Origin of the sequence: Paenibacillus sp. FSL H8-0034, from assembly GCF_038000305.1 — a bacterium.
Classification (GTDB): Bacteria; Bacillota; Bacilli; order Paenibacillales; family NBRC-103111; genus Paenibacillus_S.
The window spans coordinates 6044813-6066692 of sequence record NZ_JBBOBS010000001.1; the positions used below are offsets into that span (position 1 = coordinate 6044813).

Below are 21880 nucleotides of genomic sequence, written 5' to 3' on the forward strand. Positions count from 1 at the left end.
CAATTTTTAGAAATCCGGTAAATCCGTCTCACTGTGCGGTGAATTAACACAAAAAACTGCTGTCAAGAAACGAAGCCTCACAGCTCCGTATCCTGCAGCAGCAGCGAATACAGTGTCATTATTCATGTAGGAAAATCTTATTCAAAATGAATCGATATCCCTGTCTTGTCATCGGATATTTTGAAACGCGGATACCTTTGGCAGTCCTTATCCTCCGACTCCAGTTTAAACAGCCAATCCGCATAGGCGGTTAAAGAATCACTTTGAATCCTTGCAGTTAGCTGATGAATCATATCCTCTGGTTCTCTGCCGCTCTCTGTATGCGGGAACAATCCGTCCGTGACAAGCAGCAGCGACTTTAATTGGATTCGGTTTATTCTGCCATACTCAATAAAATCAGCCAGCTCCGGTTCACCGCTCAAAATCGAGTAGCCTTCCATCGTGTTCATTTTGGATTTATTACCCAAAATCACCGGCTTCACAAGCTCCCATAGCTCCTCGCGTTTGGAGATTCCGCGGCCAATGGCCTCTTCCCAGATCGCCTTGGATTGCTGATCGATATGAGCCACCTGATCACGGGAAACGGTACGGATCGTATCGTCCTTATACACAGCTGCGATCATGCAGTCTCCTACCTGGGCGTAATCCACATAATGGTCTGTAATACGAATGAGAGCCAATGCACTGGTCCATAATGCCGTCTTGTCTGAAAGCTGAATTCCGGCCTCAACCATTTTGTCACGCAATCGAATATTCGCCTGAATGACCAGCTGCTTCAAATTGGTGTCTCTGACATCCTCCTCGGCCAATGATTCCAAATATTGTTTAATAATTTGTGAGGCCAGATAACCTCCGGTTTCGTTATTGGGACCGCGGTAAGGATGCAAGGAGGTAGCTCCGTCCAAAACTCCGAATAGCTGTAAAGGCTCATTGATAATCAGTGCATCCTCATTCCACTCCGTAGTCCCCTGCCGCGATAACATCTCCAACTTCATGTTTCCCTTCCTCCTTCTCAACTCATCTGCATCTATATACGGCACATATCCTGCTTTATTTTCCGTTATGGCTTCCATAAATCTCCTCTATTTTCTTATTCAGATTAACGTCCTTATTTTGCTCCAATTGTTCAACAAGGGTTGTCATGCTTACCCATCGTTCATAATCATCTGCTGAAGGCGGTTTCACTGCCAGCATACGGGCCGAATCCAGAATCATTTTTTGCCGTTGACTCCATACATCCTCTTCCTGCAGCTTAACCAGCACATCCGATCGTGACGGAATGAGACCTTTGCTGCGCCATAATGATGCTTGTGTCTGCTCAAGAAGCAAATAAGCTATAAAGCTTTGGGCAGCCTGCACCTTGGCCGGAGCTGCTTGCATAAGAACCATGCCATGAATTTCGGGAACGATCCCCTGCTGTGCGAGGGTCGGTATACGTCCTGCATCAAATTGAAACTTGCCTCCTATATATCTTTCCACAGTAGGCAGCATTTCGGAGGAGCTGAGGAATACGCCGATTTTTCCATTAATGAAATCACTGGCAGCCCTACGGTGAACAAGCGGCTTCATAATCCCTGAGCGATGAATCCAGTCACTCCATGCAGACAATGCTGCATATACACGGCTGCTTTTAACAGAGAAATCCTTTGCACCAGCAGAGTCAGATATAAAGGAAAGATTATCGACAAACCAGGGCAGCTCATTATCAATAGCCAGACCCCAGTGTCCATTGCCACCGAGCTCGGAGCCTTCGGATAACGGTTGTTGGGCCGCTTGAACGATCTGATCCCAGCTGGTAAAGGTCTTTTCCTGCGGATGCTTTAACAGCTCCTGACGGTAATAAATCAACGGTAATCCGCCGCCGAATGGAACAGCCCAGTCGTTCCCTTCGTAATGAAAGGGAGCCGTGAATGTTGGATGCAGTTGGTTCCCACCCTCTATCAGGGCGTGTTCGACGGGAATAACCGCTTTGGTGTCCACGAGCAGAGACAGGCCATAATAGCTGTGCAGCTCGGCTAATTGTGGTGCCGCGTTGGCAGAAATAGAAGCTGTCAGCTCCGTAAATAACTGCTCGCTTGAACGAAAGTTGCGTACATCTACATCTATATTAGGATGAAGCTGTTTGAATTCATTTACATACGTTTCCCAGCCTTCGCTGTACAGCCAGATTGAGATCGCTGTAGTACGATCAGACTCGCTGTTCACTCCGCTGGCTTGATTCATATTCATGCTATAAAAAGCCCCAACCGTAAATATTAACAGAGCGGCTATGCCCCATAATGTCCATTGCTTTAAGCCCATATATCCTCCTGACAGGTCTGCGTCGCCATATCACTATTCCTATACTAACATTGCAGCAAGGCTTTTCCTATATAGCAGGGTGACGCGGCAGCCGACCGAGATTAAGAGAGGGACTTATCAAGCATCCTCCTTAAATGGTTACAGCTGCAGTCCCTTTTTACTCAGCTTGTTGGCAACTATCAAAGAGATCAGCGTGGTAATCGACAAAATCGAAGCAAGTGCTGCGCCCGTACCGTAGTTGGCCGTAAATACTTCACTGTATATCGTAACCGAGATCGTCGCTGTGGAGCCGTAGTAGAGGACAATGGTGGAGCTTAACTCATTAATGGTCGTAATCCAGCTTAGAATCGCACCGGACAGCACACCGGGACCCATCAGGCGCCCTGTTGTTTTGAAAAAGGTTTTCATCGGTGGTACTCCCAGACTGATAGAAGCCTCCTCCACACTGCGATCCAATTGATATAAAATCGCTGTGCTCGAACGAATGGTATAGGGCAGCTTGCGCACCACATAAGCAATGACAAGAATAACCCACGTGCCTGTCAGTACGACCGGCGGTTTATTGAACGCAATGATCATACTGATCCCGAGCACCGTACCCGGCATAACATAGGGAATCATGATCAACCCGTCCAGCATCGCGGTCAGCTTCGATTTTCTACGGACGAGCACGTAAGCAATCAGCATCCCCATCACAACCATGATCACTATCGAGATCAATGAAAAGCTGTACGTATTCAAGATAGCCTTGGGCACACGGAACAATATTTCCTTGTAGCTGTTCAAGCTGAAGCCTGGATGAAATACAGGGCCCTTCGTTTTAATAAAGGAAGTGACAATAACCGTCGCTTGCGGAATAATCGATACACAAGCCACCAGCAAAGCTCCCGCAGTTAACAGCCATTTGGCAAGCGGCCTTAACGTCTGGATCTTCGGTGTGCGCATCCCCGTCATGGTGTAATTTTTACGGGCGACAAAGAAGCGCTGCAGGAATAAAATACTTGTCGAGCATATGATCAGGATAACGCTGAGCGTACTGGCCATAGCCGGATTGCCGCCCATTTCACTAATAAATTGCTCGTAGGCCAGAATTGGCAATACTTTAAAGCCTTGCCCCAGCAGCATAGGTGTACCGAAGTCGGCAAAGGATGCCATGAAGACCATCAGAGCTCCAGCCGATAACGTTGGAAAAATCAGCGGCAGTGTAACCGTGCGAAGCCGATGAAAGCTGGAGCGTCCCAGACTTTCCGCAGCCTCCTCCAGTGAAGTATCGATCGTTTTGAGCGCACCCGAGACATACAAATAGATATGCGGATAGAACTGAAGGGTAAAGACGAAGACAATTCCCTTCCAACCGTAGACTGAAGAGAATGGAATGCCAAGGTCATGCAGAAAACGGGTCAAAAAACCGTTGTTTCCGAGCATCAGAATCCAGGAATACGCACCAATAAAGGGAGGGGAAAGCAAGGACATAATGACCAGAATTTGAATAAGTCCTTTACATTTCACATTATAGCGTGCCGTTACATAGGCAAGTGGAACACCGAGCAGAATGGAAAACAAGGTGGCAAAGGCGGATACCTTCAAGCTGTTCCATAGCGCGCCGTAAAAGTATTTCAGCTTCACGAAGTTCGCATAATTGTCCAGCGTGAGGCTTCCCTCATCGTTATAAAAGCTGTTGAACAGCAAGGTAAATAAGGGATACACAATAAAGGCAAACAGGAATACATAGACAATCAAGGTGACCCAGGACCAGAAGTCCCATTTTTTAAAAGAAAATAGTCGGCCCTTCTTAGTAGGTTGCACGATAAACTACCTCCTTGCCGCCTTTGTCGAACATCGTGGATTTTTCCAGCTGCAGATTCACCTGTACGGCTTGCTTCACCTTACGTAATTGATGAGGCTCTACCGCATGCTCCTGCACGTCGATCACAGGCCCGTTCTGAAGACGGACAAGATAGCTTACCTTTTCCCCCAAATACGTGACATTCTCTATCGTTCCCGGAATGAGAGGTAGTCCATGACCTTCTGTTTCCAAGCGGATGCGCTCCGGACGCAGCGACATCACGACCTTGCCTTCATACGATTTGGCAAGCGGCAGCTGATACGAGGCACCGAGTAAATCGATCTTTGCGAGCCCTGAGCTATCCATCCCTCCATGACAATGAGCTTCGATAAAATTGGAGGTGCCGATGAAATTGGCTACGAACTGATTCGCGGGATAAGCGTATATATCTTCCGGAGGAGCGATTTGCTGTATTTTCCCTTCACTCATAACTGCAATTCGATCGGATACGGCCAATGCCTCCTCCTGATCATGGGTGACGTAAATCGTCGTGATATTCAATTCCTTTTGCAGCATGCGTATATCTGATCTCATCTTGATTCGTAGTTTGGCATCCAGGTTGGACAACGGCTCATCCATCAGCAGTAAACCAGGACGAATGACAATGGCCCGAGCCAATGCAATCCGCTGCTGCTGACCGCCGCTCATATCGGAAGGAACACGATCACGCAAATGCTGAAGCTGTACCATCTCCAATGCTTCCATGACACGCTGTTCCGTTTCTTTCTTGTTCACTTTACGTGCTTTCAGCCCATAGGCGACGTTCTCAAAAACCGTCATATGCGGGAAAATCGCGTAATTTTGAAATACCATCCCAATGTTTCGCTCATGCGTAGGAATATCATTGATTTTGCGCTCCCCGAAGTAAATATCCCCTTCTTCCTGACGATAAAAACCGGCTATCGTGCGCAGCAGGGTCGTTTTCCCGCATCCACTCGGACCAAGCAGGGTAAAAAATTCCCCTTCCTGGATGGTCAGATGAGCGTCATTGACTGCCTTGGAATCGCCAAAATATTTGGTCACATGATCGAATACAATTTTTTGCATAGCTATAACCCTCCATTATCTAAAAGAAAGGTGCCTCCATCGTTCAAGCAAGGCACCGTTGATGGTTTTAAAATGTCTTATTCCTGTCCAGTAACAATTTTACCAAAACGTTTAATGTTGTCGTCTTTCTTGGTTGCCGCCCAGTCAAAATCATAATCGACGAGCTTGATATCTTTTGCCTCAGCAATGCCCTTCACCACTTCAGCATCCTTACGGACGGATCGGCGCTTGAATTCCTTTTGGATCAACGACTGTACATCCTTGCCTACCAGAAAATCAATAAACTGCTTCGCTTGCTCCATGTTTTTGGCACCTTTGATTACTGCGGCGGCATCAGGAACAGCCGAGGTTCCATCCGTAGGGTACATAATGCCTACCTGTGCACCACCCTCGACATAACGGAGAGCTGCATCCTCCAGCGTAACACCGATTGGAAATTCCTTATCCGCCACACCTTTATATACTAAAGCCGAGCCGGACAATACTTTGCCATCGAGGTTTTTAACAAACTTTTTAACGTAATCCCATCCGTTATCTTTGCCGTTCACTGTCAGCATCGTGACCAGCTGTGTATAGGAGGAGCCGGATTTGGCCGGATCCGCGTAAGCAATTTTGCCTTTCCACTTCGGATCCAGCAGATCGTTCCAGCTCTTCGGCTCTTCCCCGACCTTCACCAGCTCTTTGTTATACATAAAAATCATCGGCAAGGCCGCAAACGGTGTCCAGACATTGCTTTTATTCAAATATTGCGGAGCGAGATTGTCGAACTCCTTTGTTTGGTAAGGCTCGAAGTATTTATTGTAGGCCTCCAAGGAATCAGCACCTCCAGCCCAGAATACATCACCAAGCGGATTAGCTGCTTCAGCCTGCACACGCTTCAGCAAGTCTCCTGTACCTCCTGAAATCAGCTGTACCTCAATGCCCGTACGATCCTGAAACTCTTTTAGAATCGGGTTGTTCACCTCGGCTCCATTAGGAGAATACAGATTCAGCTTGCCGCCCGCCTTGGAAGCTGTCGATGGAGACGCAGGCTGAGGCGCAGCTCCCTCCTTCGATTTCGGGGTTTCCGACGTTCCACAGCCCGCCAAAGTTCCTACAAGCAACAGTGAGGCAAGAACACTTGTAAACATTTTTCTCATTGTGTATCCTCCAGTTAGTAAAAGCAGATTTGATTTCTACTTCATACTATAATGTTAGATATACTAACTTTAAATGAGATGAAATTTCTAAATTGTTTAAATTATTGTCGAAACGTCCATAAATATAGACGTTTCGACCTTTAACGGTTATGAATCGTTAGTTTTTTAGAATAAAGTTTCATTAAATGTTATATACATGTTAATTATAATGACTGTTATTCCTGTCCAGTAACAATTTTACCAAAACGTTTAATATTGTCGTCTTTCTTGGTTGCCGCCCAGTCAAAATCGTAATCGACGAGCTTGATATCTTTTGCCTCAGCAATTCCCTTCACAGCTTCTGCATCTTTACGGACAGAACGGCGTTTAAATTCTTTTTGAATCAGCGCCTGTACATCCTTGCCTACCAGAAAGTCGATAAATTGCTTGGCTTGCTCCATATTTTTGGCGCCTTTGATCACCGCTGCGCCATCAGGTACTGACGAGGTGCCTTCAACCGGATAAATGATTCCGACCTTGGCTCCACCTTCAACATACCGCAGCGCCGCTTCTTCCAGAGTCACGCCGAGTGCAAACTCCTTGTCCGCTACACCCTTGTACACAAGACCGGAGCCGGACAACACTTTTCCATCCAGGTTGGTCACAAATTTCTTAATAAAGCCCCAACCATTGTCTTTCCCGTTTGCTGTAAGCATCGTAATAAGCTGTGTGTAGGAGGAGCCGGATTTGGCCGGATCGGCAAATGCAATTTTGCCCTTCCATTTCGGATCTGTCAGATCCGTCCAGCCCTTCGGATCCTCGCCCGCTTTCACCAGTTCCTTGTTGTACATAATGATCATCGGCAAGGCTGCAAACGGTGTCCACACATTCGTTTTATCCACATATTGCGGAGATAAATTATCGAATTCCTTTGTTTTGTACGGTTCAAAATATTTCTTGTAGGCTTCCAGCGAATCTGCACCGCCTGCCCAGAATACATCCCCGAGTGGATTAGCCGCTTCTGCCTGAACGCGTTTCAGCAAATCTCCCGTGCCTCCAGCAATCAGCTGCACTTCAATCCCCGTACGGTCCTGAAATTCCTTTACGATCGGGTTGTTAACCTCTGCTGCATTGGGTGAATACAGCGTCAGCTTACCGCCTGTTTTGGCAGTCGGCTGCTGTGCGGCAGGTTGAGGCGCTGCTCCCTCAGCCGGTTTGGCCTTCGGTGTTTCCGTTGTGCCACAGCCCGCTAATGAACCGACCAAAAGCAGTGATGCCAAAATACTGGTTACCATTTTTCTCATTGTGTATGACCCCCTATTAGTTTGAAAGCGTTTTACTTCTAGTACTACTATATCCACTGATGAAAGTGCTTTCAATGTGATGAAATTGCTCAATTGTTGAAATTTTTGACCACTTCATTCGCCGTACATCCACTCTTTCCGTCTAGCGTTCCCCTTATAAAACACAAAAAAACACAAAAAACCGGCCCAAGGGCCGGACATAGCCTATATAGGCGGTTATTACAACGGTAAACTCTCAATCCCGAGCCGCTTGCGGAACTCTGTCGGTGTTTCTCCGGTATATTTACGAAAAATTTGACTGAAGTAACGTGAATCCTGATAGCCTACCTGAACGGAAACCTCGTATATTTTCAATCTCGGATTCGTTAACAGCTCCTTCGCATGCCGCATCCGAATCTGCGTTATATATTCCAGAAAGCTGGTACCCACCTGTTTTTTAAACAATCGGCTAAAATAGCTTTCACTCATATGATGGCGTTCTGCGATGCTCTGAAGGGTAATATCTTCGGCATAATGTGCTTGAATGAAAGCTTCAATTTCCTCGAATCCGCTTTTCTTATGCGTGTCCGACTGCTCGGTATATTTGCGGTTCCATTCGAATAATGAAGTATTCAGCCGTTTCAGTGACAATTCCAGCGTCTCCTCCACCCGCTCAGCCGAAGCCAGCGAAAAGCTGCTGTCCAGTACGATGCCACGAAGCTCTGAATCTCGCAGCAGCAGCGAATACAGTGTCACCGTATATTCAAAAAAACGCCTTCTGGCTTCCAAGCCATCCGTATGACGATGAATAAGCTGGCTGTACCAGAGCTCTGTCATTTCCTTGATGGATGCAGGATTTCCCCATTTGACCAGATCGATCAATTCCTCCAGTCTCGTATAATTGGCACGAAGAGGTTCCTGCTGCCGATCCATATCCTCAAACCAGATCATGCGCTTCTGACCGACAAATACCGTTTGATACAAGGCGCTCATCGCCTGTTGATAAGCAGTCGGAAGCTGATCGATATCGATACAGGGCTCGCTTGCGCCCAGTACATGGCTTTCTGCAATAAAGGGCAGGAGTGGAGACAACTGATCCAGCATTTCGGTAAGCGGAGTACGGTCTGTAATTCGGTTAACGACTAAGGCATAGCGGTTTTCGTGTATTCTCACTGCAGGCAATGTCGACAGCACGGCTATTTGCTCTTTAATCCCCTGCTTCAGCTGTTCTCCAGCTGCCCCGCTCGTATGCAAGCCATCAAGCTGCAGCAGCAATACCCGGTAGGAGGAAAATTCCTCCGATGAGGATCCCCCGTACTCCAACAGCCACTCCTTCTCCATCGTTCCGGCATAATCCAGCAGCAAATCATAGAGCATTTTCTCCAAAATCAGCGGATGCTCCCAGCTGTAGCGCAGCTCCATACGTTCCTGCAGCGATTGCCGCTGCTTCTCCTCATCCAGCTTGGAGGTGATGCGTCCGATGACACGAATCAGTTCATCTGCATTGGTTGGTTTAAGCACGAAGTCAGCGGCCCCCAGCTTTACTGCTTTTTGGGCATAAGTAAAATCATCAAATCCCGTAAGAAACACGATTTTCATTTTTGGCCACAGCTGGGCTGCTTTTTCGGCTAATTGAATCCCGTCCATTGCTGGCATCCGAATGTCCGTTAATAATATATCGGGCTGCTCCTGTTGTATAACCTCCAGACCCGTCACCCCGTCACTTGCCTCACCAATGATCGTGCAATGCATGTCCTCCCACGGAATCGTCAGCTTCAATCCTTGCAGAACAAGCCATTCATCCTCAACAATGACCACTTTATACATGACGATCCTCCCCTGCTGTGCGCATTACAGGAATTTCAATAATGACCTTGGTCCCCTGCAATGCCTTACTTTCGATGTCAAAACGATAGTTGGAATGGAAATAAAGCTCCAGCCGTCGCTTCAGATTATGCAGTCCGATTCCCGTATTATGCTCATCATTGGATTCGAACTTGCCGTGTAGAAGCAGCTCCACGGTTTCGGGTGGTATACCTACTCCATCGTCGCTCACTTCAAGGCGAACATGCTCTCCCACACGTGAACCATGAATCCGCAGATGTCCCTTGCCCGGCCTAAGCTCAAGACCATGGGTAATCGCATTCTCCACCAGCGGCTGAATGAGCAGCTTCAGGGTATAGAGCGCTTCAATGTCTGGATCGATAATTAATTCCGCTTCCAGCTTTTCGCCGTAGCGCATTTTTTGAATGACCAAATAATTACGAATCTGCTGCATATCCTCTTGTACCTGAATAAAGGGCTGTCCCTTGCGTATACTGAACCGCAGCAGCTCGCCAAGTGAAACCACGGTCTGACTAATATCGTTGATCTTGTGAATACGGGCCATCCAATTAATCGAATCCAGTGCATTATACAAAAAATGCGGGTTAAACTGAGCCTGAATCGCCTTGATTTCAGCCTCCTGTACCATGAGCTGCTTGGTATACACCTCATCGATCAGCTGTTTGATCCGCTGCACCATTTTGTTAAAGCTGATGCCGAGCTGTCCGACTTCATCTCTGTACCTGGACCGAAAGGAGACCTCCATATTGCCATTCTCCACCAGATACATCAGGGATCTCAGCTTCCGGAGCGGATGGGTAATGGTGACAGATAGCACATAAGCGAGCCAGCATGAGACAATACCAAGCATAATGACTATAAAATACGTCAGATTACGGATGCTGCTGCTCTCCTTGGTCAGAACAGCTACAGGAACAACACTAACCATCTTAAATCCGGTAATTTCCGAGGTATCATAAATGACCATGGTTGCAGGAGCATTCTTGCTGTCCAGCTCAAAAAAACCTTTGTTTCCGGCAAGCACATTTTCCAAATAAGGCTCGTTCAGCTTCGTCCCGACGATATGCTTGGATGGGCTGCTGGAGATCACATAGCCGTTGCGATCCAGCAGCAGCATTTGTCCACCGGGCTGGAGTTGAGCCTTATTGTATTTGTCCGCTAGGGCGTCCTCCATAATATCGACGACCATGTAACCAAGCGGCTGGCTCGTCTCGATCTTTTTTAGCAGTCTGCCGCTGCTCAGTACAATACCGAAATCCTCGAGCTTTTTCATACTATAGTGCGTGTCCCAAATGATATTGCCGCCCGCCAGCCGCATCTTGCGAAACAATCCCCAATTTACATTGTAATCATCATATTGGTTCGGCAATAGCTTGCCGGTAAAATAGCGGTCTCCATTGGAGCCAAGCAAATATATCGCAATATTCCAGCTTTTAAAGCCCAGGAACGTGTCCAGAATATCGTTGATCCGTTTCTCATCCTGATGCTTTTCTACCAACGAGCGCTCACCGTCTTTGGAGAGCACATCCTGAATTTCGCGGTTGCTGTAAATGTACATCGTAAGCTGCTCGATATCCTTGACAAAATAGTTGAGGCTGTAATTAACTTGGGATAAGCTTTCCAAAATCGTCTGGCACACTTGCTTTTGAACGACCTGCGAGGATTTATAGTAAGAGAAGGTTCCCAGAATGGATAACGGGATTATGGAAAGCGGAAGTATCAGCAGAATCAGCTTCTGTTGGAGACTTGTTCCGAGCAGGTAGTTCTGTATCCGGTTCAGCACTTGCGCCATTTCGCACCCTCTCTCGCTTCTTATTACACATCATGCCCGATGCAGGTTGCGGTTAACAGCTGACCGAGCATGAATTGTAACTATTGTAATGCGGAGAGTCTGACAGCGTCAATTTATAAAATGATTGTTCATCTATAGCACAGCTTCGGCAAGCAGCTCAAAAGAACGCAGCCGATGTTGATAGTCAGGTATAGGGGTAACGACCAGAAACTCGTCCACACCGTATACTTGTCCAAGCTGGTCCAGCTCGATTTTGATCTGCTGAGGCGTTCCGACCAGCAGCTTGCGCTTGGATGCAGCACTCACTTCCGCACTCTGCCCGGCCTGGTTGAACGCTTTGACCGCCTGAAGGGCGAGCTGTCCGGCCTGTTCTTCGGTCTCTGCACAGACTACGCCTATGGCAACAATTGCACGTGGTTTCGAAGAAAGAGCGGAAGGCACATATTGCTGACGATAGACCGAGAGCATCTCGACCCCATCATTGTCGCTCATAAACTGCCCGAATACATATCCCGTACCATATTGTGCTGCGTAAGCGGCACTCTTATGGTTCGTACCGAGCATCCACACCTCAGGAGCTTCTGTTGGAATTGGTCGTGCCAATACAGGTTCACCGTCTTGCCGATAGGTATGGGTCAGCAGCTCCATTAAAGCTTGCAGCGAGTCAGGCAGCTGTCTAAGATTGTCCAAGAAATTACCGCTTAGAGCCATAGTCACATGTGCAGAACCCCCCGGTGCCCGTCCAATCCCCAGATCGATCCGTTCGGGATACAAGGCTGCCAGCAGATGAAAGCTCTCTGCCACCTTAATCGGCTTGTAATGCGGCAGCAATAGCGCACCGGAACCAAGCCGAATTCGCTTCGTCAACGCGCCAATATGCGCAAGCAGCACCTCGGGGGATGTACAGGCCAAGCCGACCATATCGTGATGCTCAGCAACCCAATAGCGATGGTAGCCCAAGCGTTCAGCGGTTTGAGCCAGCTGCAGCGCTTGCTGTAGAGCAAAGGGCGCACTGACCTCCCCAATTACAGGAACAAGATCCAACACACTCAGCTTGATGTCACCCACTTCTCCTTTCGTAACGAAGTCAGATCAGCAAAAGGGCCACCCCTATTGGGAAGACCCTTCATCTGATTGTGTTCACCTTTTAATTTGCATATGGACCCGATTTCTGCTCCAATGAAGATACATCAGCAGTTCCTTTTACAATTGATCCATAAAATAAATCTGCTGCTCCCAGCCGAGCACCTGCTTGATTTTAGCATTGGACAGCAAGCTTACACGCCCCTCCAATGGAACACGAATATCCGTAACCTCTGACAAATGTGCAGCTACCAGCTCCTGTGTATCCCGATCCGAAGAAGTATCGTCAGCAGCCAGGATAAGCGCTTGCACGCCAAGTCCGTCTTTTTCTATCGCAAGGCGACAAGCACTGGCGACATCACGGGCATCAATATATGACCACAAAATCCGTTTTCTGCCTTCCGTATCGGCGAATTTGGCCTGAATCGTCGCATAGCTTTCAGGAATAAGAATATTGCCCAAACGAAACGAAATGACCTGCATCCCTGTACGGCGATGGAAAGCTTCGGCTGTTACCTCATTCACAACTTTGGACAAGCCGTAGCTGTCCTCAGGAAGCTGTGGATGCGCTTCATCGACAGGCAAATACTGTGGTGCAAAATATTCACTGGCAAATACCATACCGTAAGAAGACTCGCTTGAGGCAAGTACAACCTTTTGAATGCCCAGGTTCGCTGCTGCTTCCAGCACATTATATGTATTCATGACGTTATTGCGGAAACAAACATCATTTGTATGCGTATAAGCCTGTGGAATAGCTGCAAAATGGACAATACCTTCGACTTGGCTGCGGTTCGTGCCACTGAATGGTGCCAGAGCATTATGAACCTGACCCAAATCATTCAAATCTATAATTATCGTACGGCACAAAGGCTCTTCGGGAAGCTTCCAGTCCAGATTGATAACCTCATAGCCCTGCTCTATAAAATGCTTTACCAGCCAAACACCAGCCTTGCCGCTGCCTCCGGTAATAATAATCTTTTTTTTGCTCACAATATGACACTCCTTTGATAGTTTACAGATTCGGTTCCATAGGAACCTGGCTGCTATTGCTATTTTATCCATAGTTCTTTAAAATGGGAAGTAGTGAATTTTTATTCATATTATTACAGGAAATATACCTAGTAACCTTGAGGTAATCCCTTAATAACAGGAAGGATGGTACATATGTCTCTCTTAGAAAATGAAACCAATAATAAACTCACAGAAGCTGGAAGCAATTATATCCCCAAACAACCTGTGTACATCGACTGCTCCATTGAAAGAACGCTGGATGCTATTGGCGGAAAATGGTCTTTTCTTGTGCTGCGTGAATTATTCGGCGGAACGAAACGTTTTGGTGTACTACAAAAGAAAATCAACGGCGTCAGCCCCAAATCGCTCACCGAAACCTTGCGTCATCTGGAGGAGCAAGGCGTATTGGAAAGAACCGCTTATCCGACTGTACCTGTCACTGTCGAATACACCTTGACACCAAAGGGCCATGATCTCCACCAGATTTTGAAAGAAATGAAGCTTTGGTCCGCCAAATGGACTTAATCCCCTATTCCCCTGTATGACGAGGTGACCGGATGATAGCGTTTTACCAAAAATATTGGAAAACCGTTTTTGATATTGCTTTGCTGCTCATAACCATTTATTTGTTCATGCTGCTGTTCAGTTATTTGTATCAGATTGCGGCACCGATTTTTCTCGCCTTTATCATTTACCTGATTATTGAGCCTTTGGCTCGCTTTTTACATAGACGTGGTTTAAGCAAAAGTATTGCCTCCGCCATTTCAACGGGATTGTTTATTCTCGTCATTCTCGGTGTCATCGCCGGTGTCGGAGTCATTTTTACGAGTCAAATTCTGAGCCTTAAAGCCAGCTTGCCCGAATATTCAGCGATTATGCAAAAGCAGCTGATCCTGAAAACAGAATTTCTGCGCAACAGGATGGACGCACTGCCGGATGATGTGATACATAAAATAACCCAGTACTCGACAGAGATTGCAGATAAAGCTTCTCAGCTGGCGGGACAATTACTCACCAGTACATTCTCGATGCTGACCAGCTTTTCCACCTTTGTCGTCAATTTCGTGATTGCGATTATATTGGCTTACTTTTTAAGCATAGAGATTGAAACCTGGAAAAGAATGGCCCGTGATAAAACACCGAAAACATTCAAAGCCGCGTTTACCTTTTTGCGTGAAAACGTACTGCTCGGAATCGTCGGCTACCTGAAAGCTCAGAGCAAGCTCATCGGCTTAACGTTTATCGTTATTTTTATTTCGCTGCTGCTGCTCGGAGTGGACAATGCCTTTTCGATTGCTCTGCTGTCAGCCGTTTTTGATGTGCTGCCGCTGCTCGGCGTGTCTACCCTGTTCATCCCGTGGATCATTTATTTGTTCATTGTCGGACAGACGACGCTTGCGATCTGGTTATGCATTATACTCGGTGTCGTCATCATGGTCAGACAAATTATGGAGCCCAAAATCACAGGAGACTCGCTTGGCGTATCTGCCTTTACGATGCTGTCCTTCATGATCATTTCTCTCTCCTTGTTTGGCATATCCGGCCTGATACTTTCTCCGATCCTCATCATCACCATCAAAGCATTGTACGCGCAGGGATACCTACAGCGCTGGATTCGCTGGCCTGAAGGTGAATAAAACAATAAATAAAGAGCCCAGTGAGCATAAATCGCCGGGCTCTTCGTATATCCAATTCTTTACCGCTCTGTCAAATACAGCATCCGCTCACCCGGGGTCAGCATCTTGAATTTTAACATTGGGTAATAACGCAGCAGGTAATCGACAAAATAAGCCGGGTTTTCCGTGTTGCTGGCGAACATATCATAGTGCATCGGAATGATCATCTCCGCTCCGATTTCAGCTGCCATATCTGCGGCTTCACGAAACGTCATATTACCGTAAATATGATTGCGCAGACGCCGCCAGTCATGACCGTTGATGGGCATACAAGCGATTTCGATCTGATGCGGCTTCAGCGCATCCTCCAGCTCCTGATCCGCAATTGCATCCCCTGCATGATAAAATACAAGTCCATTAAAATCAATCACATACCCCAAAAAGAAATGGTTGCCATCAGCGTCGGTTATGTACTGCTCGTGCTTGCAAGCAACAGGGGTAACGGTGATGCCGGAAGCCAGCTCGAACTTGATGCCCGCCTGTGCCGGTATAATCCGTTCACGGCCAATACCCGCGTCCACAATTCGCTCGATATGAGGCGCCGGACAAATAAACATCGCCTGCGGGGAGCGGACCGCAAGATCTTTTAAGGTTAACGGATCCAGATGATCCGAATGATGATGAGTGATGATGACATAGTCCGCGTTGTAAATCTCCTCCGGCTGGATTGGAGGTGCAAAGGATCGCGCGGGTGAAGCTGACAGATAAGGATCAAAGTAGATGATTAGTCCTGATTGTTTGACAACCAGGCTTTCCTGTCCTAACTGCCATATTCCGATACCATCCTGTGGAACCACAGTTGCATCCATTTGCTCTAATAATTGTTTGCCTGTTTTGCGGATGACGATTTTCTCATTCATAGCTTGAATCCTCCTATTGGCTGTGAATCACTAAGGCGATAACGCCTGCATGAGCTTATTCCATTATACTACAAGCTACTTCACAGCGTACTTGCGTTCAACGCGATCCGTGAAAAAATTCATCAGCAGCAAGGAAACTGCGATATCATCAACCGGCAGGAAAGGAAGCAAATCAGGGGCAACCCAGTATACGACAGCGGGTATGACAAAGAGCAGCTTTTCTCTCAGCGGTACTTTACTGGAAAATAGGAGTGGTATGATTCGTTGGAATACATGACCCCAATTTCGAAATGAAAGCAAACGTCTCCACATGGTATGGTCCCCCTTTGATATGATCCAGGCTGCTGGCTTCAACTACCGTAGGCTTGCCAGCCTGTATACTTCATATACGCAGCAGCCGAATCGGGGTTGCAGGAATTACAGTTTGAGTGCCTCTACCATAATTTTTGAAGCTTTCCCGTACATATCGTCCAATTGCGAGTAAGGCAGTGGGTTGATTCCGAGGCCCGTTTCTACCGTGAAGCCTGGCCTGCGAAATTCCTGAATGAACCAATCCTTATATCCGGCGTCACTACCCGTCAGCTTCACTGCCCGATAACCGCTTACCTCGGCAAAACGCTCAGCGATAGCTTCCGATTCAACAGGCTCATAATCATTGTAATTCCAGTAAATTTCCTCGCCTTGCGTATGAAAGGCTATCACCATCGCAAAGTCCCGTTCTCTTGTAAATGCCTCGATAGCTATCGCTTCCGGCTCGGATAAGGGAGAGCTCCCACTATAGTCCCGGGAGGACGGATTGGCTACTTGGCGACGCGCCCGCTCCAATTCCCAGTTAGCTGGAAACTGATCATTCAGATCAACGCCGTGAATATTGGCCTTCCAGCCTGAGAAATCGGTAGACCCGCCGTTCCATTCCAACAATTCGTGTCGCTGCTGATCCTCCGGCTTGGTTAAGACAAGCTCTACCCCATCCGGATTCACCATCGGCACGACCCATAATGAGGTTTGCTCAAACATTTGCTTGGCATCCACTCCCTGCACCGAATTACCACGCGCATAAGCTTCTGCATATTCACGAATAAACCGAATGAGCAGCGATGTCGTAATCCATTCATTCGCATGAAAGGCCCCATTAAAATGTATGTGTCTGGTACCGCTGCCGATTCTTAGTACCGGAATGTCCCTGTCTTCGACACTGCGGCCGATCGATCCGACCTCGAGAAAAGGATAGTGCTGTTTCAGCTGTAGAATGTCCATAACCATCCCGGCATAATCAAGACCTTTACCATATTCGTTCATCCATATGCACCCTCTCATTAAGAAACGATCCGAAAGCTTATGGCTCCCGAATCGCTGTCTCATAAAATTGTTGGAGATCGCCAAATGACGGGCATGACTCCAATTTGATCATTCAACCAAATTTGTGCTATTTTTTTGAACATCCATGGATCTCCACTGCAAAAAAATTGATGTACTGGCATTTCCTCCGTCGTCGCCAGCATCCCTTTGTGGTACAAAATCGCGCTGATCTCCCTCGCCGTTTCATCTGCGGAGCTAATAAGTGCTACCTGTGGTCCCATCGCTTCCGAAATCGGTTTAATCAAAAAGGGGTAGTGCGTACAGCCCAGAATCAGACAATCCATCGGTACCGTACTTAGCTCCTGCAAAGAGCTTTTAACTACAGCTGCCGTCTGCTCGGCCTCGAACAAGCCCTTTTCCACTAAAGGCACAAACAAGGGACAGGCTTGGCTCGACACCTGAATATGCGGTGATATTTGGCGCAGAGCCAGCTCATAGGCTTTACTTTTAATCGTGCCTTCAGTTCCAATAACGCCGATCTTACCGCTTTTCGTGTTTTTGATTGCAGCACGGGCACCGGGATGAATAACGCCCACTACGGGAATCGATAGGCGGGAACGGATTTCGTCCAATGCTACGGCTGTCGCTGTATTGCATGCGATTACGACCATTTTCGGATTAAAGTGCATAAGATAATCGACAATCTGATGTGTAAACTGAATAACTTCCGCTGAAGATCTGGGTCCATAAGGTGTGCGTGCGGTATCGCCAAAATAGCAGATTCGCTCTTTGGGGAGCTGACGCATCACTTCTCTGGCTACGGTAAGCCCACCCACTCCGGAATCCAGTATGGCTATCGCTTGCTGCACGAATATTCGCTTCCTTTGTATATGAATATATACCGCATACCTCTAAATAAAGTATGTTGCAGGAAGCCAAAACGTACCGCCAGGATGACCCTGTCCGCTCCTATTATCTACCTGGAGGCTGAATATCGGTCAATAAGGCAAGCTCGTAGCCAGCTTTGCGTATCCCTTTAATAATCCGATCCAACGCTTCAATATTTTCAGGGGAGCCTTGATGAATCAATACAATATTGCCATCATGGAGATTTCCCATAATATCATTATATGGATCATCTGCTCCATTAGCACGCGGTACCCAGTCTTTCATTGCCGTGGACCAGAATACCGAGGTATAGCCCATATCCGACACCATGCTTAACAAATGCATGTTATAGCGACCGTAAGGAAAACGGAAGTACGGCTGGATCTCTTGGCCCGTCACTTCTTTATACAGCTTTTCATAATCGTGGATTTCCTTCTTGACCTGCTCGTCCGTCTGTAAATTCATGTCCGTATGCGTCATCGTATGATTGGCAACGAGATGTCCATCCTCGACCAATCTACGGACGAAATCAGGATCTTTTTTGACGTTATATCCGGCAATAAAAAAGTTGGCTTTGGCATTATTATCCTTCAGCGACTTGATCAAGAGCTCTGTATCGCCCATCGGACCGCCTGTATCAATCGTTAAGTATACTTTCTTACCGGTTCCAACCCATAAAGCCTTCATGTTATACGTGTACTGATTGATTTCATTAGGAAAATTCGGGACCTTCCCCTTCGGCTGCTTCATATAGTACCATGAATAATCCTTACGATCATTTGTGATGGGCTGACGCGGTTTATATGTATTCGCAGCTACGGTGCTGCTGCCAGAGGCTCCGTATCCGCTGTCTCCCCCATTGCCTACAATGGCGGCTGCAGGATTACTCGGCTGCTTGAGCGGCGGCTGCGCAGGTGCTTCAACTGGAGCAGCTGGCGATTCCACTGGTGGCTGTATAGGTGACGGCTCCACGGGTGCTTGTACCGGCTCCGGGGCAGGTGTAGGCTTCGTATCTTTAATCGCATCAGCCCCGGAAGGTGTTGGCTTGCCAGTTTCGGCTTGCTGCTGCGCCGACTCCTTCGAACCGCTTGTCCCTGTGCAAGCTGCAAGCAAGGTTCCGCACAGGATTACCGTTAAAGCTGCAGCGCCTGCGCGGCTTCGTTTCTTCATCATGAGGTTCGCTCCATTCGTAGGTTATTCGCTTTCATTTATCATAACATTCCAAGAGTAAGGCATAAAGAAATTGTTGTAAAAAACAGCTTAAAGGCACACGTTCCATCGAAATTCGGTATATGTCCCCGTTCCATTGTTCCGTTCTTAGTATTTATTAAATCAAATGCGGCTCCATACATATAGAGGACTAATGTCATTTTGACAAAATCCCATCAGATTGCGAGTGATGCAAATGGAGGCGCTATATTGTTCAAAATGTAATGAGAAGATCGTTGAGGAACACCTTCCTTGCAAGTATTGCGGAACGTTCGCCAGTCGTACTGAAGGAAATGCTTTAGTCAAGGACAGCACGACCAAGCCTCAAAAAAGCAAGCTGATTATTTTGATCGTCTGCCTCGTTATAGTTGTGATAGCTGCTTTCATTTTTCTGCGATAGCAAGTAGTCTTCTGCACTTTGCCGTGCCCTTTAATGTGCCAAAAGGACCTTCCGATTTCTCTCGGAAGGTCCTTTTCGTTGTTAATCTTTTCTCTTCCTACCCCAAGTGCGGTGAATAACAGCAGAGCGGCCGTAGTGTTCAAAAAGGATAGCGGAAGGGAAAGGGGTATGCTGTAGGAGCGTAGCGTTCGCCTTTGAAATCGTGAATATACCGTAACCCTAAAATTCAAAATTCACGATTTCAACAGCGACCGGAGGCATCCCCTTTCTCTGGAGCGAACTGCCTTTTTGAGCACGGCCCTGCAGCGCCCCATTTTCACCGCACTTCATCTCTTCACACGAATTTCGGCAGCCAATTACCGTGCGCTTCAATCAGATCGTCACACATCGCTACGATATCATCCATCGACAGCTCGGCAGCCGTATGCGGGTCCAGCATCGCCGCATGATAAATATGTTCTTTTTTACCAGTAATCGCCGCTTCCAGAGTCAATAATTGGGTGTTGATGTTCGTGCGGTTCAAGGCAGCCAGTTGTGGAGGCAGATCGCCTACGTAAGTCGGAGTTACCCCACTTGAATCGACCAGACAAGGCACCTCAACGCAAGCCTCACGAGGTAAATTCGTGATTAAGCCTGTGTTCATCACATTACCGCCAATTTTGAACGGATTGTTGGTTTCCATAGCCTCCAGCATGAAGGAAGCGTATTCCTTGGAACGATTATGCTCCAAATTTTTGTTGTTAACGAGCTCTTCACGCATCGTTTTCCATTTTTCGATTTGACGGATACAACGACGTGGATACTCATCGAGTGGAATATTGAAGCGTTCGATCAGCTCCGGATAATTTTTCTTAATAAAATATGGATGGTACTCGGCATTATGCTCGGAGGATTCAGTTACATAATAGCCAAAACGGAACATCAGCTCGTAACGCACCATATCCGTATGCTGTTCTTTTTGTTTTTCTTTGGCACGGCGTTTAATTTCCGGATACAGATCCTTACCGTCCTTGGTCACTTCCAGAAGCCAAGCCATATGGTTGATTCCCGCGATTTTGGTTTGTACGCCTTCCGTATCGATCTCAAGCGTCTTGAACAAATGCGGCATGCACGCCTGAACACTGTGACACAAACCTACCGTTTTGACACCGCCATACGTATTCATCCCGTTCGTCAGAACAGCCATCGGGTTCGTATAGTTCAAGAACCAGGCATCCGGGCAAACCTCCTGAATGTCCTTGGCAAAATCCAGCATCACGGGCAGTGTCCGCAGATTACGGAAAATCCCGCCTATTCCCAGCGTATCTGCTATCGTCTGACGCAGGCCATATTTCTTGGGAATTTCAAAATCTGTAATTGTGCAAGGATCGTAGCCGCCAACCTGGATGGCATTAACTACATATTTGGCTCCGCGCAGCGCCTCCTTGCGATCCGAATACGCTTTCACATTGCATGTGCTTCCGATCGATTGCTTCAAATTATTGAGCATGTTCTCGGAATCCTTCAGACGCTCGGCATCAATATCGAATAAAGACAATTCGAAGCCTTGCAAAGCAGGTGTCATCATACAGTCACCCAACACGTTTTTGGCAAACACGGTACTACCTGCACCTAAAAATGTAATCTTGGACATCGTAACAGCCTCCCAGTTCATTGAATAAGTTCATAACCTTAACTAGAACTATACGTCAAGAAACCGGGAATGCATATGGAGACAAACCATTTTCACATGGATAAATGTAGTACGTTTGTCGTTACCCTTTACGAACTGCTGACCATAGAGCAAGTTGAATAATTGTAATTAATGTAAAAGCCATAAAAGCCAGCACAGGAATTGTAATAAAACCAAGCCAGTTAATATAGTCAACATCACACGGAACAGGCCCACACGTAGTCGCTGCTTCCTTGAACCAGGAAGTCTTTTGCATCAGGATATGATACAGTGAAATCCCCATTCCCCATATACTTAAAGGAAGTACATAGATAAACTGCTTCGTATCCTTGCGAACAGCAGCAATCCCAAGTATAATCGCCAATGGGTACATCAATATTCGTTGATACCAGCACAGCTTGCAAGGTAGATAGTTCAGAATCTCTGAAAAATACAAACTTCCAAACATAGCCATTACGGCAACAATCCAAGACATATGTAGTCCATTTTCTTTAATAAACCGATTCCAACCCATGGTTCAGCGCTCCTTGTTTTCCTTCTAATATAG

19 protein-coding genes are annotated in these 21880 nt (G+C 47.1%); 2 read left to right on the top strand and 17 right to left on the bottom strand.

All coding sequences use genetic code 11. From position 1 onward, the window contains the following. Nucleotides 1–137: 137 nt before the first annotated feature. The 10 genes from NST47_RS27265 to NST47_RS27310 form a co-directional block, all read right to left on the bottom strand. A complete protein-coding gene (locus NST47_RS27265) occupies nt 138–995 on the bottom strand; it encodes a protein phosphatase 2C domain-containing protein (protein WP_341157933.1) in 858 nt (285 codons plus the stop codon). Nucleotides 996–1050: 55 nt separating this feature from the next. Next, entirely contained in the window at nt 1051–2301 is a 1251-nt protein-coding gene (locus NST47_RS27270; protein WP_341157934.1) for an extracellular solute-binding protein, read from the bottom strand. Nucleotides 2302–2439: 138 nt separating this feature from the next. Further along, complete coding sequence (locus tag NST47_RS27275; protein ID WP_262685789.1) at nt 2440–4107, bottom strand: ABC transporter permease; 1668 nt, start codon at nt 4105–4107, stop codon at nt 2440–2442. Further along, complete coding sequence (locus tag NST47_RS27280; protein WP_341157935.1) at nt 4094–5194, bottom strand: ABC transporter ATP-binding protein; 1101 nt, start codon at nt 5192–5194, stop codon at nt 4094–4096. Before NST47_RS27280 ends, NST47_RS27275 begins: the two co-directional genes overlap by 14 nt. Nucleotides 5195–5271: 77 nt before the next feature. Then, nucleotides 5272–6333: an extracellular solute-binding protein gene (locus NST47_RS27285; RefSeq protein WP_341157936.1), complete on the bottom strand. Its 1062-nt coding sequence runs from the start codon at nt 6331–6333 to the stop codon at nt 5272–5274. Nucleotides 6334–6548: 215 nt separating this feature from the next. Then, complete coding sequence (locus NST47_RS27290; protein WP_341157937.1) at nt 6549–7616, bottom strand: ABC transporter substrate-binding protein; 1068 nt, start codon at nt 7614–7616, stop codon at nt 6549–6551. A 219-nt stretch (nt 7617–7835) separates the two neighbouring features. Further along, nucleotides 7836–9422 (bottom strand): response regulator transcription factor, encoded by a 1587-nt coding sequence (locus tag NST47_RS27295; protein WP_341157938.1) that lies wholly within the window; start codon nt 9420–9422, stop codon nt 7836–7838. Further along, nucleotides 9415–11232 carry a sensor histidine kinase gene (locus NST47_RS27300; protein ID WP_341157939.1) on the bottom strand — a complete coding sequence of 606 codons (1818 nt, stop codon included), beginning with the start codon at nt 11230–11232 and terminating at the stop codon, nt 9415–9417. The genes NST47_RS27295 and NST47_RS27300 overlap by 8 nt, the downstream gene beginning before the upstream one ends. Nucleotides 11233–11364: 132 nt before the next feature. After that, nucleotides 11365–12291 carry an MsnO8 family LLM class oxidoreductase gene (locus NST47_RS27305; protein WP_341159765.1) on the bottom strand — a complete coding sequence of 309 codons (927 nt, stop codon included), beginning with the start codon at nt 12289–12291 and terminating at the stop codon, nt 11365–11367. 144 nt (nt 12292–12435) lie between these two features. Further along, on the bottom strand, nt 12436–13308 hold the full coding sequence (locus NST47_RS27310; RefSeq protein ID WP_341157940.1) for an NAD-dependent epimerase/dehydratase family protein: 873 nt from the start codon (nt 13306–13308) through the stop codon (nt 12436–12438). 174 nt (nt 13309–13482) lie between these two features. Here NST47_RS27310 and NST47_RS27315 point away from each other — a divergent pair, with 174 nt between their 5' ends. Then, entirely contained in the window at nt 13483–13854 is a 372-nt protein-coding gene (locus tag NST47_RS27315; protein ID WP_240418947.1) for a winged helix-turn-helix transcriptional regulator, read from the top strand. 32 nt (nt 13855–13886) lie between these two features. Then, a complete protein-coding gene (gene ytvI, locus NST47_RS27320; RefSeq protein WP_341157941.1) occupies nt 13887–14966 on the top strand; it encodes a sporulation integral membrane protein YtvI in 1080 nt (359 codons plus the stop codon). A 59-nt stretch (nt 14967–15025) separates the two neighbouring features. Here ytvI and NST47_RS27325 read toward each other — a convergent pair whose 3' ends face one another. From NST47_RS27325 to NST47_RS27355, 7 genes are all read right to left on the bottom strand, one after another. After that, a complete protein-coding gene (locus tag NST47_RS27325; protein ID WP_341157942.1) occupies nt 15026–15865 on the bottom strand; it encodes an MBL fold metallo-hydrolase in 840 nt (279 codons plus the stop codon). 75 nt (nt 15866–15940) lie between these two features. Then, on the bottom strand, nt 15941–16177 hold the full coding sequence (locus tag NST47_RS27330) for a hypothetical protein (RefSeq protein ID WP_076229102.1): 237 nt from the start codon (nt 16175–16177) through the stop codon (nt 15941–15943). A 105-nt stretch (nt 16178–16282) separates the two neighbouring features. Next, the gene (locus tag NST47_RS27335) at nt 16283–17164 is read right to left on the bottom strand and encodes a M14 family metallopeptidase (RefSeq protein WP_341157943.1); all 882 of its coding nucleotides are present in this window, start codon (nt 17162–17164) and stop codon (nt 16283–16285) included. Nucleotides 17165–17223: 59 nt separating this feature from the next. Next, nucleotides 17224–18033 (bottom strand): glutamate racemase, encoded by an 810-nt coding sequence (racE, locus tag NST47_RS27340; RefSeq protein ID WP_341157944.1) that lies wholly within the window; start codon nt 18031–18033, stop codon nt 17224–17226. A 103-nt stretch (nt 18034–18136) separates the two neighbouring features. After that, entirely contained in the window at nt 18137–19225 is a 1089-nt protein-coding gene (locus NST47_RS27345) for a polysaccharide deacetylase family protein (protein ID WP_341157945.1), read from the bottom strand. A gap of 770 nt (nt 19226–19995) precedes the next feature. Then, nucleotides 19996–21294, bottom strand: coding sequence for an alpha-glucosidase/alpha-galactosidase (locus NST47_RS27350; protein WP_341157946.1), 1299 nt, complete (start codon nt 21292–21294; stop codon nt 19996–19998). Between the two features lie 121 nt (nt 21295–21415). Further along, complete coding sequence (locus tag NST47_RS27355) at nt 21416–21847, bottom strand: disulfide oxidoreductase (protein WP_341157947.1); 432 nt, start codon at nt 21845–21847, stop codon at nt 21416–21418. Nucleotides 21848–21880: the final 33 nt, after the last annotated feature.

Bases quoted from the DNA above. Each gene is read 5' to 3' on its own strand.
- NST47_RS27345 (WP_341157945.1), bottom strand. From the start codon at position 19,225: ATGATGAAGAAACGAAGCCGCGCAGGCGCTGCAGCTTTAACGGTAATC.
- NST47_RS27330 (WP_076229102.1), bottom strand. From the start codon at position 16,177: ATGTGGAGACGTTTGCTTTCATTTCGAAATTGGGGTCATGTATTCCAA.
- NST47_RS27335 (WP_341157943.1), bottom strand. From the start codon at position 17,164: ATGAACGAATATGGTAAAGGTCTTGATTATGCCGGGATGGTTATGGAC.
- NST47_RS27350 (WP_341157946.1), bottom strand. From the start codon at position 21,294: ATGTCCAAGATTACATTTTTAGGTGCAGGTAGTACCGTGTTTGCCAAA.
- NST47_RS27285 (WP_341157936.1), bottom strand. From the start codon at position 6,333: ATGAGAAAAATGTTTACAAGTGTTCTTGCCTCACTGTTGCTTGTAGGA.
- NST47_RS27265 (WP_341157933.1), bottom strand. From the start codon at position 995: ATGAAGTTGGAGATGTTATCGCGGCAGGGGACTACGGAGTGGAATGAG.
- NST47_RS27315 (WP_240418947.1), top strand. From the start codon at position 13,483: ATGTCTCTCTTAGAAAATGAAACCAATAATAAACTCACAGAAGCTGGA.
- NST47_RS27355 (WP_341157947.1), bottom strand. From the start codon at position 21,847: ATGGGTTGGAATCGGTTTATTAAAGAAAATGGACTACATATGTCTTGG.
- NST47_RS27270 (WP_341157934.1), bottom strand. From the start codon at position 2,301: ATGGGCTTAAAGCAATGGACATTATGGGGCATAGCCGCTCTGTTAATA.
- NST47_RS27295 (WP_341157938.1), bottom strand. From the start codon at position 9,422: ATGTATAAAGTGGTCATTGTTGAGGATGAATGGCTTGTTCTGCAAGGA.
- ytvI (WP_341157941.1), top strand. From the start codon at position 13,887: ATGATAGCGTTTTACCAAAAATATTGGAAAACCGTTTTTGATATTGCT.
- NST47_RS27300 (WP_341157939.1), bottom strand. From the start codon at position 11,232: ATGGCGCAAGTGCTGAACCGGATACAGAACTACCTGCTCGGAACAAGT.
- NST47_RS27280 (WP_341157935.1), bottom strand. From the start codon at position 5,194: ATGCAAAAAATTGTATTCGATCATGTGACCAAATATTTTGGCGATTCC.
- NST47_RS27325 (WP_341157942.1), bottom strand. From the start codon at position 15,865: ATGAATGAGAAAATCGTCATCCGCAAAACAGGCAAACAATTATTAGAG.
- NST47_RS27290 (WP_341157937.1), bottom strand. From the start codon at position 7,616: ATGAGAAAAATGGTAACCAGTATTTTGGCATCACTGCTTTTGGTCGGT.